We start from the raw sequence: 13,044 nt of genomic DNA on the forward strand, positions 1-13,044 counted from the left end.
CCCTAGCGCCTCAGGCGAGATCGGCCTTCACGAAATCGGCGCAGCGCTCGCCGATCATGATCGACGGCGCATTGGTGTTGCCCGACACCAGCTTGGGCATGATCGAGGCATCAGCGACATAGAGACCTTCGACCCCGCGCACGCGCAACTTTGGGTCGCACACCGCCAGATCGTCCGATCCCATCCGTGCCGTCCCGACCGGGTGATAGATGGTGTCGGCGCGCGCGCGGATCAGCCGCTCCAGCGCTTCGTCGTTCTGCAGGTCGATCGGATAACGATCCTTGCCCTTGTGATTGGCCAAAGGCGGCGTTTCGAGGATACGGTACATCGCGCGCACCCCCTTCATCATCAGGTCCACGTCGCGCCGGTCGGTCAGGAAGGCGGGGTCGATCAGCGGCGCGGTCCGCGCATCGATCGATTGCAGCGTCACACTGCCATGGCTTTCGGGGCGCAGGACGCAGGCATGGCAGGAAAAACCATGGCTTTTCAGCTTGGTACGGCCATGATCCTCCAGCACTACCGGCACGAAATGCAACTGGATGTCGGGCGCGGGCGACTTGGGATCGAGCGTCAGGAAGCCGCCGGCCTCGGCATAGGGCGTGGTCATCGATCCGGTGCGCCGGCGGAACCATTCGATCACCGCGCCGGCGGATTTCAGCGTGCCGGCCAGCGATCCGCCGATGAAATAGCTGCCCTTGGTCTCGAACCCCGCGACATAATCGACATGGTCCTGCAAATTGGTGCCGACCGCGGGACGGTCGGTGCGCACCGCGATGCCATGCTCGTTCAGGTGCGCGCCGGGACCGATTCCCGACAGCATGAGCAATTGCGGCGTACCGAACACACCGCCGGCGAGCACCACCGCGCGGCGCGCCTTGATGATCTTCTCCTGACCATCCTGCAGATAGGCGACGCCCCAGGCGCGGCCTTCGTCAAACAAAACGCGTTCTGCGATGACATCGGTCAGGACTTCGAGATTGCGGCGCTCTTTGGCTGGTTCGATATAGGCTCGCGACGCGCTCCAGCGTTCGCCGCCATGCTGCGTCACCTGGTAAAGGCCGATGCCCTCCTGCCGCGCGCCGTTGAAATCCTCATTCGCCGGGATCTGCAGATTGCGGCCGGATTCGACGAACTCCAGGCTGCCGCGATGCGGCGAACGCTGCTCGCTGACTCGCAAGGGGCCATCGCCGCCGTGGAAATCGTCCGCACCGCGTTCGTTGCTTTCGGCCTTTTTGAACCAGGGCAGGACTTCGTCATAGGACCAGCCGGGGCAGCCCATCGCCGCCCAATTGTCGTAATCCCACGCAGCACCACGCAGATAGAGCATGGCGTTGATCGCGCTCGATCCGCCAAGCCCGCGGCCGCGCGGCTGGAAACCGCGCCGGCCGTTGAGGCCGACTTGCGGCACGGTTTCGAACTTCCAGTTGGTCTTGTCGGTCTGGAAGGCGAGGAAGCCGGGGATACGGGTGCGCAAACCGGTGTTGCGGCCACCCGCCTCGAGCAAGGCGACGGTATATTTCCCGTCTTCGCTCAGGCGGCCTGCGGCGGCGCTCCCGCCAGATCCTCCTCCGACGACGACGATATCGGCTTCTTCCACTGCGCATCCCCCGCTCGGCGCTGTTTTTCGAGCCAGCGCTCCTTGATGATTTCCGATGTGTCGCGGCTGCCGTCATGGCTCCACCCCGGCGGCATAACCATATAGCCGATCTTCGCGCGCCAGCCGGGCGCCGCCCATACGTCCCTGGCGATGCCGATCCACTCGTGGAACGCGGCCCAGATCAGGTTGAAGCTGCCGAGATTGTGCACGATGCCATAACGCGGGCGATCATCGTCGCGCTCCGGCTCGAACGTGCCGAACATCCGGTCCCAGATGATGAACACGCCGGCATAATTCTTGTCGAGATACCGCGCATTGGTCGCATGATGGACGCGGTGGTGCGACGGCGTGTTCATCACCGCTTCGAACCAGCGCGGCATGCGCCCGATCACCTCGGTATGGATCCAGAACTGGTAGATCAGGTTGATCGCCGCGACGAACACCAGCATCGCCGGCGGGAAACCGATCAACGCAAGCGGCAGGCGGAAGATGAAGCCGAGGCTGATGAACCCGGTCCAGGTCTGCCTGAGTGCGGTCGACAGGTTATAATGCTGGCTCGAATGATGGATGACATGGCTCGCCCAGAACCAGCGCACACGATGCGCCATACGGTGGAATACATAATAGGCCAGATCGTCGATCACGAAGGCGATCACGAACCAGTACCAGGCATAATCGATCTCGAAGAAGCGGTACTGCGAAACCCACACCACCATGGCGAAAGCGATGCCAGCGGTCAGCGCGCCGGCCATGGAGCTGCCCAACCCAAGCGACAATGATGTCAGCGTATCGCGCGGCTCATAACGGGTCCGGTCGCGCAGTCGTGCAACGATCATTTCGATCAGCACGAGCAGTACGAAGCCGGGCACGGCGTACGTGACCGGGTCGTATCTGACGAGGAAATGCCAATCCATATCGGCCTGCTTACACTCTTGTCAGCGACGCTTCCAGTCCGCGCACATCTTCATCGATCACGCCGATCAAGATGACCCGGCCGAACAGCCGTTCGCCCGTCTCGACCTCGACGCCCTCGATCGCCGGGCGGATGTGTAGCGGGGCGAGCAGGCGGCGCGCGGCAACCTTCGCGCCATGGCGCTTGAGGACAGCGATCGCGCCGTTGCCGGCGACCAGTGCGGCATTACCGTCGCTGCTGACGATCGCCGCGCGTGCCTCGAACCCGGCGAGCATGTCCTCGGCCATCTCGCGCGCCTTGGCGGCATCACTGATCCGGCTTTCGCCGAGCTTGAGCAGATGCGCGATTCCGGCGAGTCCGAGGACCGCGATCAGGCTGCCGCCAAGCTGGATCCAGTTCATCTGCCCGATGCCAGCGCATCAAGCAGCGGACGGATCCCGGTCAGGTCGTATCCGGTGGCCGCCGCCTTCGCCATGACGGTGTCGGGATGGTCGCCCATCTTGACCCGAGCCAGCGCCCAGAGATTGCATGATCGCGTGCCCGATCGGCAATAGGCCAGCACCGGACCGCCCGCATCTTCCAGCGCCGTCACCATCGCATCGACCTGATTGCCCGAAAAGCCGGCATGGGTCACCGGGATCTCGGTATAATGCAGGCCCAGCGTCTCGGCGACCGCGCGGATCGCCGCGCCTTCGGGCTGGCCGGCATCTTCATTGTCGGGCCGGTTGTTGATGATCGCGGTGAAACCCGCGCGCGCGATCTCGGTCATATCGGCGGCGGCGATCTGCGGCGCGACGGAAATGCTGTCGTCGATTTTGCGTAAGGTCATGATCCCACCGTTTTATACCTGGCCAGTGTCGCCGCGACATCCGGCGACGATCGGTATCGAGTTGTCAGTTTGCGCAGCTTGGCATCGATTCCACGGCATGTCTCCTCGATCGCCGCCGAAATCTCGTTGCCGCGCTCCGCGTCATAGGGCTCCTCGCCCGCCCAATGCTGACAATCCTCATAGCGTGCGATGAAGTGCTGCACATCGCCGGGCAGCCCGCGCGCCTTGGGATAGGCGACGAGCTGTTGTTCGTTGAAGGCGGGGTCCGTTTCGGCTGTGGGTGCGAACGGTGTCGGTGAAACTTTCGGCGCGATAATCACCGCTTCGTTATGCACCATCGGTGCGGCGCGCGCCTTGCCCGCCATCGCATTGCCTGGCTGCGGCTCGGTCGAGCAGGCGCAGAGTGCCACGCTTGCGAACAATATCGTCGCTTTCATGCCTCCTCCCGGATCACCTGCAGGAACGCATCGCCATAAGCCTCGAGCTTGCGCGCACCAATGCCCGAGATGCCGCCGAGCGCGCCGATACTGGCAGGGCGCAGTGTCGCCATCTCGCGCAGCACCGAATCGTGGAAAATGACATAGGGCGGTACACTCGCCTCCTGTGCCAGTTCGCGGCGCTTGGCGCGCAATGCTTCGAACAGCGGATCGCCGGTCGGATTGGCCACTGCACCGCTGCCGCCGCCACGTCGCCGCCGCTCGCGCCTGGGCGGGATGATCAGCGAAACCGTGTCGTTTTCCTTGAGGATGCCACGCGCGCCGGGGCCGAACTCCAGCCCGCCGAAATCATTGGCGCGCAGCGCATCGCGCAGCAGCAAAGCGCGCGCGACCGGTTTGATCAGCGCGGCTTCTTCAGGCGAGGCGGCGATGCCGAACACGCCGAGCGCCTCATGCCCGTTCATCAGGCTGCGCTCGCTCGACTGGCCGGTCAGGATGCTCTCGATATAACCCATGCCGAAGCTCTGCCCGGTGCGGAACACCGCGGAAAGGAACTTGCGCGCCACTTCGGTCGCATCGACCGCACTTGGCGGGGTCAGGCAATTGTCGCAATTGCCGCAATTCTCCGGACTGTCGTCGCCGAAATGCTTGAGCAGGATGCGTCGCCGGCACCCCGCCGTCTCGACCAGCGCGCCGAGCGCGTTCAATCGCGTGCGCTCGCCCGCCTGGCGGTGCGGCTCTACTTCCGAGATGCGCTGCCGTGCCTTGGCGAAATCCTCCGCGCCCCAGAACAAATGCGCGATCGCAGGATCGCCGTCGCGGCCGGCACGGCCAGTCTCCTGATAATAGGATTCAATCGATTTCGGCATACCGGCATGCGCGACGAAGCGGACATCGGGCTTGTCGATGCCCATGCCGAACGCGACCGTGGCGACGATCACCATATCCTCGCTGGCGACGAAATCGGCCTGGTTGCGCGACCGCACATGCGGCTCGAGTCCGGCATGGTAGGGCCGCGTGGCCCGCCCCGTAGCCGCGAGCTTCTCGGCGAGCTGCTCCACGCCCTTGCGCGTTTGGGCATAGACGATGCCCGGCCCCGGCTGCTCGGCGATCAGGTCGGCAATCTGCCGCGTCGTATTGTCCTTCGGGCTGATCATGTAGCGGATATTGGGCCGGTCGAACCCGGCGACGATCATGCCCTCGCGCGGAATGCCGAGCTGATCGAGAATGTCCGCGCGCGTCACCGCATCGGCGGTCGCGGTCAGCGCGAGCCGGGGGACATTCTGGAAATGATCGAGCAACGGGCGCAGCAACCGGTAATCGGGCCGGAAATCATGGCCCCATTCCGAAACGCAATGCGCTTCGTCGATCGCGAACAAGGCGAGCGGCGCCTGGCCCAGCAGGTTGCGGAAACTCTCCCCCGACGCGCGCTCCGGCGCGACATAAAGCAGATCGAGCTCACCGCGCCGGAAACGCGCGATCGTCTCCATCTGGTCGGTATCGACCGAAGTCAGCGTCGCCGCGCGAATGCCGATTGCCGACGCCGCGCGCAGCTGGTCGTGCATCAGCGCGATCAACGGGGAAACGACCACACAGGTGCCGGGAAGCGTCACGGCGGGCAATTGGTAACAAAGCGACTTGCCTGCGCCGGTCGGCATCACCGCCAGCGTATTCTCACCCGCCAGCACGCGATCCACCACCGATCGCTGCACCCCGCGAAACTCGGGAAAGCCGAAAGTGGATTGCAGGATGGGCAGGGGGTCACGTGACATTGGGCGCTTCCTACCCGCTCACCTGTCGATCTGTCGACGGACGACAGCAGCACGTCGCGACAGGCGTTAGAAATCGGTCCGTGAAAACCAACGTCCGGCCTACTCCGCCGCCAGCACGCCGTCCTCATCGGCGCGCTCTTGTGCCTGGCGGTTCCACATCTCGGCATAAAGGCCGCCCTTGCGCAACAGCTTGGCATGGTTGCCGCGCTCGACCACCTGGCCCGCCTCGAGCACGACGATCTCATCGGCATTGACCACGGTAGATAGCCGATGCGCGATGACGATCGTCGTGCGGCGTGCGGAGATTGCTTCCAGCGTATCCTGGATCTCGCCCTCGGTGCGGCTATCGAGCGCACTGGTCGCCTCGTCTAGGATCAGGATCGGCGGATTCTTGAGCAAGGTGCGGGCGATCGCCACCCGCTGCTTCTCGCCACCCGACAATTTCAGGCCACGCTCGCCGACCCGCGTCCGGTATCCGTCGCTCTGGCCCTCGATGAACCCGGCGATCGCGGCACCGCGTGCCGCCATTTCGATCTCGCCCTGATCCGCGCCCTCGCGGCCATAGGCGATATTGTAACCGATCGTGTCGTTGAACAGCACCGTATCCTGCGGCACGATGCCGATCGCGGCGCGCAGGCTCGTCTGGGTCACTTGCGAGATATCCTGCCCGTCGATCGTGATCCGCCCGCCGGTCAAGTCGTAGAACCGGTACATCAGCCGCGCGAGCGTCGACTTGCCCGCCCCCGACGGCCCCACCACCGCCAGCGTGTGCCCGGCGGGGATATCGAGGTCGATGCCCTTCAGGATGACGCGACCGCCATCCTCGGGATCATCATAACCGAACCGCACATCCTCGAACCGCACATGTCCCGCGCCGACCACCAGCGCCGTCGCGCCCGGCGCATCGACCACCTCGGACGGCGTATCGATCAGGTCGAACATCGCGCCCATGTCAATCACGCCCTGACGGATCGTGCGATAGACCATGCCAAGCAGGTCGAGCGGCCGGAACAGCTGAGCGAGCAGAGTCGAGACGAGCACGACGTTACCGGCGGTGAAGCGCCCGCTGCTCCATCCCCACACGATCAGCCCCATGCCGAACGCCATCATCAGATTGGTGATCAGCGCCTGGCCGATATTGAGCCAGGCGAGCGAATTCTCGCTGCGCACCGCCGCGCCGGCATAGGCCGCCATGGCTCCATCATAGCGGCGTGCCTCGCGCTCTTCGGCGCCGAAATATTTGACCGTTTCGAAATTGAGCAATGAATCGACCGCATGGCTGACCGCGCCGGTGTCGAGGTCGTTCATTTGAGTGCGCAGCGCGGCGCGCCAATCGGTCACTGCGCGGGTAAAGGCGATATAGACGACGACCATGATCAGCGTCGCTGTCACCAGCCAGCCGCCGAACTTGGTCCAGAAAATGCCCAGCACCATGCCCAGTTCGAGCACAGTGGGCGCTATGTTGAAGAGCAGGAAATAAAGCATCGTATCGATGCTCTTGGTACCGCGCTCGACCACCTTGGTGACGGCGCCCGTGCGCCGCTCGAGATGGAAGCGCAGTGATAATTGGTGCAGATGGCGGAACACCGTCGCCGCCAGCCGCCGGGTTGCATCCTGCCCGACGCGTTCGAACACGGTGTTACGCAGATTGTCGAACAGCACCGACCCGAAGCGCGCAGCGGCGTAACCGATGACCAGGGCAAGGATCAGCGTGGTCGCGCTGCGATCGCCTTTGGCCATGCCGTCGACTGCACCTTGCAGCGCGAACGGTGCGCCATAGACCTGCACGACCTTCGATACGACGACCAGCGTCATGGCCAGCACGATCCGCAAACGCAGCGCCGGTGCATCGGCCGGCCAGAGATAAGGCAGGAACCGTCTGAGCGTCGGCAGGAGCGGGCGCTCTCGGGAAGTCGGTTCGGTCATTGGGGGCATCGGGACGACATGTAGTCCGCCCGCCCGTCCCATAAAAGGTCAATCCCCGCGAAATCGATTCACGGAACAAGAAGGGCGGCTCATCGCTTTAAACTGTCGATACGGGAGAAGAGACATGGAACCCCTGTTCTACGTTATGGCGATCATGGGATGTGCGGACGGCAGCGCGAATTGCGCGGAGGCTCGGGTCGAGCCGGCGCGTTATGAAACGATCCAGCAATGCCAGGCGGCGATGCCCGCGGCACTCGGTCGCAACAGCGATATCGATTATCCGGTGGTCAGCGCCGCATGCCGCGCGAATGGACAGCGCATGGTCCAGAACAAGGGCCGTCGCGACACTCAAGGCTGATTGGCCGTCAAGCGCCGAAATGATACGGGCCTCCATCGTTCGCGCGCTGGGGGCCTTGTCATGAAGAAGTTGCTGGGCGCCGTTCTTGGCGCGATCGCCGCGATCGCGATCGTCTCGCTGATCGACTGGTTCGCCGGGACGCTTTATCCCTTGTCGGGCGAACTCGACATCGCCGATCCGGAAACAACCGCAGCGATCATGGCGGGCATGCCGCTGCCGGCGAAGCTGTTGATAGTGTCGGGTTGGCTCCTGGCCGCATTCGGTGGCGCCTGGCTGGCGCTGAGGATTTCGGACTGGCGCTGGTCGGGCTGGATCGTCGCACTGCTGGTGGCCTTGGGCGGCATCGTCAACATCATCTTGTTGCCGCATCCGCTATGGATGCAGGGCTGTGCGATCGTCATGCCATTGCTCGGCGGATGGGTCGCCGGGCGGCTCCATCACAAACCCTATCCTGGCGAACCTTTACTAGGCTGAATGCGGTTCGCGCTCGATCGACCCGGCTTCCATCGCCCCCGCTTCCATCGGTCCGGCTTCGATAGCCCCCGCTTCGATCGGGAGCGACCAGAGAATCTGGTCACGCAGCAGGGCTTCGAGATCCTGCGCGCCGACATTGTGCGCGGCGGCGCGCTTGCGCAGCAGCGACGCGAGCAGTGCCGCCCGGCTGGGTGGTTCGGGTCGGACAGCGCGTCCCTGCGCAAGCGCGCGGGACAGGCGGAGGGAAAGCATGGTCACGCTGCGAGCGATGCCGCGCACGGGTAAGCAGCAGGTGACCAATGGAGGTTAACGCGCCCTTCGCCTTATCGGCGGGGCCGCGTCCACAAGGCCGGATCGCGTGGCGCGGGCGGGTAGAGCGCGCGACGCCGCATTGCCTCACCCAGCGCCCGACCGATAAAGCCGATTTTCGCTGCGCTGGACGTGGTCACCCGGTGGTCCCAGGCATGCCCGCCGCCCGCCGCGACCGCGCGTCCGATCGCGCCATAGATTCCCGCCGCCGCCAGCACCGCCCAGGCCGATCGCAGGTCGAGCTTGGTCGTGCCGACTCGCGCGCTCGCCTCGAATCCCGCGGCGCGATCCGCCAGCCGCTGCGCCAGGATCACCAGCCGCGACCGGAATGGCGGCTTCATGTGCTGGCCCGGCGGCATGTCCATCTCGACCAGCCATTCCTCGGGCACATAACAGCGGCCGACCCGATCATCCTCTTCGATATCGCGTGCGATATTGGCCAGCTGGAATGCCATGCCCAGGTCGCAAGCGCGGTCGAGCGTCGCCTCGTCGTCCGGCGACACGCCCATGATCACCGCCATCATGCAGCCGACGACGCCCGCGACATGATAGCAATATTTGTACAGATCAGCCTCGGACCGCGGCCGCCAGTCGCGTGCGTCGAGCGCGAAACCCTCGATCAGGTCGCGCGCGAAACCGTGCGGCAGTCGTGTCTCGGCCGCGACGATGCGCAATGCATCGAACGCGGGATCGCCGATCCATTCACCGGCCAGCGCCGTTTCGGTCAACGCGCGCAGCCGGACGAGCCGGGCGGGCGCGTCGGTCACCACGCTCATGTCATGGCCATGATCCTGCCCATCGGCGATATCGTCGCACGCGCGGCACCAGGCATAGAGCAGCCAGGCCCGCTCGCGCGTCGGGCGGCGGAACAATTTGCTGGCGGCGGCGAAACTCTTCGATCCGCGCGCGATCGATTCCTGCGCGGTGGCGACGATCGCGTCGCGGGTGGGGAGAGCTGCGCTCACCTCCTACCCCTTACGCGGGAAAGGAAATGTTCGTGGCGGCGGGGCGCTGCTCACAGATCGGACGCGCTCATCTTGGTGATCGCCTCGATCGGCTGGCTCTCTGCCATCCTGGCCAGCAGCGCCTCGATACCGGTATCGACGATCAGCAAACCCTGATGCTGCGGCCGCAGGAAACCGACCTCGCCCATTTTGCGATAAAAGGCGATGAGGTGATCGTAATAGCCCGCGACGTTGAGCAGCCCGATCGGCTTGGCATGATAGCCGATCTGTGCCCAGCTCATCGCTTCCCATAGCTCGTCCATCGTGCCGGTCCCGCCGGGCAAATTGACGAAACCGTCGGACAGATCGGTAAACGCCTGTTTGCGCTGGTGCATCGTGTCGACGACATGCAATTCGGTGCAACCGCGATGCGCGACCTCGATATCGACCAGCGCCTGGGTGATGATACCGATCACCTCACCGCCCGCCGCCAGCGCGCTATCGGCGACAGCACCCATCAGCCCGAGCCGCCCGCCACCGTACACCACACCGATACCGCGCTCGGCGAGCAAACGCCCGACTGCCCGCGCGGACTCGATATAGACCGGGTCGGCGGGAGTGGCGGAGCCGCAATAGATCGCAAGGCGTTTCATGAATAATCCTCCCCGGCACGGGGAGGGGGAGCAGCGAAGCTGGTGGAGGGGACGTGCCAAGCGGCGTGGCGTTTGGGGAGGATTGCGGAGATCATCACTTCGCGCCTTCCAGCATCAGCGCCGCGGTCGCCTTGGCGCTGCCGACCACGCCGGGGATTCCGGCACCCGGATGCGTTCCCGCGCCGACGAAATATAGGTTTGGGATATGATCGTCGCGGTTGTGCACACGAAACCAGGCGCTCTGCGTCAGGATCGGCTCCAGGCTGAACGCGCTGCCGAGGTGCGCGTTGAGGTCCGCCGCGAAATCGTTCGGGGCGTAATGGAATTTGGTCACGATCCGCTCGTGGATGTCGGGGATCAGCCGCCGCCCTACCTCATCGAGGATGCGCTTTTCCAGGATCGGCCCGACTTCTTCCCAATCGACCGGGAATTTGCCCATGTGCGGCACCGGGGCCAGCGCGTAAAAGGTCGAATGCCCGTCGGGCGCCAGCGACGGGTCAGTGACGGTCGGGTGATGGAGATAGAGCGAGAAATCCTCGGGCAGGATGCCGGTATCGTACAGGTCGGCGAGCAGGCCCTTATAACGCGGCCCGAACAGGATCATGTGATGCGGAATCCCCGGCCAGGTGCCCTTGATCCCGAAATGCACCACGAACAGTGAGGGTGAATAGCGTTTGCGTTCGAGCTTCGCCTTGGTCCGCTGCGCGCTGCGTGAGGTCTTCAGCAGGTCGCGATAGATGTGCATGACGTCGCCATTGCATGCGATCATATCCGCGGTGCCGACCCAACCGGCTTTCGTGGTCACACCAGTCGCGCGGTCGCCCAACGTCTCGATGCTGGTCACCGGATCGTCGAGCCGGAGCTTGCCGCCGAGCCGCTCGAAAAGCGCCACCATGCCGGCGATCAGCTTGTTGGTGCCGCCCATCGCGAACCAAACGCCGCCGTCTCGTTCCAGTTTGTGGATCAATGCATAGATCGCGCTGGTGGTCATCGGGTTGCCGCCGACCAGCAAGGTGTGGAACGAGAGCGCCTGGCGCAGATGTTCGTCCTTCACGAAGCTCGATACGATCGAATAGACCGACCGCCAGGCCTGATATTTGGCCAAAGCCGGCGCTGCCTTGATCATCGAGGCGAAGTCGAGAAACGCGACATGGCCGAGCTTCTCATACCCTTCCTTGAACACGCCGGCTGAGTAATCGAGGAACTTGCGATATCCCGCGACATCCTCGGGATTGAGCTTGGCGATCTCGGCGTTCAGCACCTGATCGTCATTGGTGTAGTCGAAGCTGACACCATCGGGCCAGTTGAGCCGGTAGAAGGGCGATACCGGGGCGAGCGTCACGTCCTCGGCCATGTCGCGCCCGGTCAGCGCCCATAATTCCTGCAGGCACGGCGGGTCGGTGATGACGGTCGGCCCGGCATCGAAGGTGAAGCCGTCCTTCTCCCAGACATAGGCACGCCCCCCGGCCTTGTCGCGTGCTTCGACGATGGTCGTGTCGACCCCGGCCGATTGCAGGCGGATGCCGAGCGCGAGCCCGCCGAACCCGGCGCCGATGACGATGGCGGACCGTGGTGGCGCGCTGCTCATCGACGCTTCCGGGGCTGGCTGCCGATGATGGCGTGGATCGCGCGGCCGATCGGTACTGGCGGCTTGCCGATCAATATACGCGCCTTGTCGGTCATGGTCGAACGTCCTGCATAAAAGCGGCCTATAAGCGCTGGCGACAGCCGGTAGAAGCGCTCGAGTATCCGGTAACGTTCCGCTGGCTCTGCGGCGCGGAACAACATCTTGTCGAGCATCCGATAGAAGCCGCGCTCACGCCACCGCGCCCGGGCATAGCGATATGTCAGATCGTGCAGCGCGCCGCCTGACAGGTCGGTCGATTCCGTGACCAGCGCGGCAAGCCGTACCGCATCGGGCAGCGAATAGCCCGTGGTCGGATGGAACAGCCCCGCGCGCATGCCGGTCTTGGCGACCTGGTTGCCGCCCGATCGCCAATATTCCTCGAAATCGCCGCCCATCGCGACCGGCAAGACACCCGTTTCCTCGCGCACGACACGATCGACCTGCCAGCCTCTGCCATCGACATAAGCGTCGATACGGGCGCCAAGCGCCTCGCGATCGATCGTCGGGCCGTCGCTGTAATAGGTGTCCTCGACGAACATCCGCGTTGCGGCGAAGGGCAGGCAATAGACGAAGCGATAACCGTCGATCTGCTCGATCGTGGCATCCATCACCATCGGTCGCGTCAGCTCGTGCGGCGCGGCAAGGTCGAATTCCCGCCCAAGGAACTTCTGCCAGCCGAGATCGAGCAGCCCGAGGTCGCCCGGCCCGCGCGCGTCGATCACGCCCTTCGCTTCCACTCGGTCTCCGTCCGCCAGCACAACCGCGCGCGGGCTGGTGCCGATCACCTTGCGGCCCGTCATCAGCGCGTCTTCGGGTAGCGCCGCGCGGACCACTGCGTCGAGCCGTTCGGACTCGATCGAATAATAACCATTGGCCAGCGTTCGGGCATGCGCCGGAAAAGCGATGTCGTAGGATTTCCAGCCGTGACAGATCAGCGGCGCGACGATCCAGCGGTCGCTATCGGCGACATCGCTGGCGAAGAAAGACCAGACATGATTGCCGCCGATGCGCCCGCTCTCCTCGACGATCCGCACGTCGAGGTCGGGATGCCGGCGCTTCAGCGCCAGCGCCATCAGTCCGCCGGCGAGCCCCGCGCCGACGATCGCCACATCGCACGGAATAATCGTCGCCATGCGTCAGCGCCTAACCGATCCACGCCCCTGCGCAAGCGCGGAATTGGGCGGTGTGCGATGCGATATGTGCCG

Annotated in this window: 14 protein-coding genes; 2 read left to right on the plus strand and 12 right to left on the minus strand. The window is 64.5% G+C overall.

The window, feature by feature from the left end:
* Positions 1-10: 10 nt before the first annotated feature.
* The 7 genes from ACVWZA_RS01285 to ACVWZA_RS01315 form a co-directional block, all read right to left on the minus strand.
* The gene (locus ACVWZA_RS01285) at positions 11-1,597 is read right to left on the minus strand and encodes a GMC family oxidoreductase (RefSeq protein WP_457309343.1); all 1,587 of its coding nucleotides are present in this window, start codon (positions 1,595-1,597) and stop codon (positions 11-13) included.
* On the minus strand, positions 1,531-2,511 hold the full coding sequence (locus ACVWZA_RS01290; RefSeq protein WP_457309344.1) for a sterol desaturase family protein: 981 nt from the start codon (positions 2,509-2,511) through the stop codon (positions 1,531-1,533). The genes ACVWZA_RS01285 and ACVWZA_RS01290 overlap by 67 nt, the downstream gene beginning before the upstream one ends.
* A gap of 10 nt (positions 2,512-2,521) precedes the next feature.
* A complete protein-coding gene (locus tag ACVWZA_RS01295; RefSeq protein ID WP_457309345.1) occupies positions 2,522-2,911 on the minus strand; it encodes a hypothetical protein in 390 nt (129 codons plus the stop codon).
* Positions 2,908-3,339 (minus strand): TIGR01244 family sulfur transferase, encoded by a 432-nt coding sequence (locus tag ACVWZA_RS01300; protein WP_457309346.1) that lies wholly within the window; start codon positions 3,337-3,339, stop codon positions 2,908-2,910. The genes ACVWZA_RS01295 and ACVWZA_RS01300 overlap by 4 nt, the downstream gene beginning before the upstream one ends.
* On the minus strand, positions 3,336-3,776 hold the full coding sequence (locus ACVWZA_RS01305; protein WP_457309347.1) for a hypothetical protein: 441 nt from the start codon (positions 3,774-3,776) through the stop codon (positions 3,336-3,338). The genes ACVWZA_RS01300 and ACVWZA_RS01305 overlap by 4 nt, the downstream gene beginning before the upstream one ends.
* On the minus strand, positions 3,773-5,548 hold the full coding sequence (recQ, locus tag ACVWZA_RS01310; protein WP_457309348.1) for a DNA helicase RecQ: 1,776 nt from the start codon (positions 5,546-5,548) through the stop codon (positions 3,773-3,775). The genes ACVWZA_RS01305 and recQ overlap by 4 nt, the downstream gene beginning before the upstream one ends.
* Positions 5,549-5,647: 99 nt before the next feature.
* The gene (locus ACVWZA_RS01315; protein WP_457309349.1) at positions 5,648-7,483 is read right to left on the minus strand and encodes an ABCB family ABC transporter ATP-binding protein/permease; all 1,836 of its coding nucleotides are present in this window, start codon (positions 7,481-7,483) and stop codon (positions 5,648-5,650) included.
* Positions 7,484-7,598: 115 nt separating this feature from the next.
* Here ACVWZA_RS01315 and ACVWZA_RS01320 point away from each other — a divergent pair, with 115 nt between their 5' ends.
* Positions 7,599-7,832 carry a hypothetical protein gene (locus ACVWZA_RS01320; RefSeq protein ID WP_457309350.1) on the plus strand — a complete coding sequence of 78 codons (234 nt, stop codon included), beginning with the start codon at positions 7,599-7,601 and terminating at the stop codon, positions 7,830-7,832.
* A gap of 60 nt (positions 7,833-7,892) precedes the next feature.
* Positions 7,893-8,306 carry a hypothetical protein gene (locus tag ACVWZA_RS01325; RefSeq protein ID WP_457309351.1) on the plus strand — a complete coding sequence of 138 codons (414 nt, stop codon included), beginning with the start codon at positions 7,893-7,895 and terminating at the stop codon, positions 8,304-8,306.
* On the opposite strand, the gene ACVWZA_RS01330 is transcribed toward ACVWZA_RS01325, so the two are convergent.
* The 5 genes from ACVWZA_RS01330 to crtY form a co-directional block, all read right to left on the minus strand.
* Entirely contained in the window at positions 8,298-8,564 is a 267-nt protein-coding gene (locus tag ACVWZA_RS01330; protein ID WP_457309352.1) for a hypothetical protein, read from the minus strand. The genes ACVWZA_RS01325 and ACVWZA_RS01330 overlap by 9 nt on opposite strands.
* A 65-nt stretch (positions 8,565-8,629) precedes the next feature.
* The gene (locus tag ACVWZA_RS01335) at positions 8,630-9,580 is read right to left on the minus strand and encodes a phytoene/squalene synthase family protein (RefSeq protein ID WP_457309353.1); all 951 of its coding nucleotides are present in this window, start codon (positions 9,578-9,580) and stop codon (positions 8,630-8,632) included.
* 50 nt (positions 9,581-9,630) lie between these two features.
* The gene (locus ACVWZA_RS01340) at positions 9,631-10,212 is read right to left on the minus strand and encodes an LOG family protein (RefSeq protein WP_457309354.1); all 582 of its coding nucleotides are present in this window, start codon (positions 10,210-10,212) and stop codon (positions 9,631-9,633) included.
* A 94-nt stretch (positions 10,213-10,306) separates the two neighbouring features.
* Complete coding sequence (locus tag ACVWZA_RS01345) at positions 10,307-11,800, minus strand: phytoene desaturase (protein WP_457309355.1); 1,494 nt, start codon at positions 11,798-11,800, stop codon at positions 10,307-10,309.
* Positions 11,797-12,972, minus strand: coding sequence for a lycopene beta-cyclase CrtY (crtY, locus tag ACVWZA_RS01350; protein WP_457309356.1), 1,176 nt, complete (start codon positions 12,970-12,972; stop codon positions 11,797-11,799). The genes ACVWZA_RS01345 and crtY overlap by 4 nt, the downstream gene beginning before the upstream one ends.
* Between the last annotated feature and the right edge of the window lie 72 nt (positions 12,973-13,044).

It is taken from the genome of Sphingomonas sp. UYAg733 (assembly GCF_054057355.1).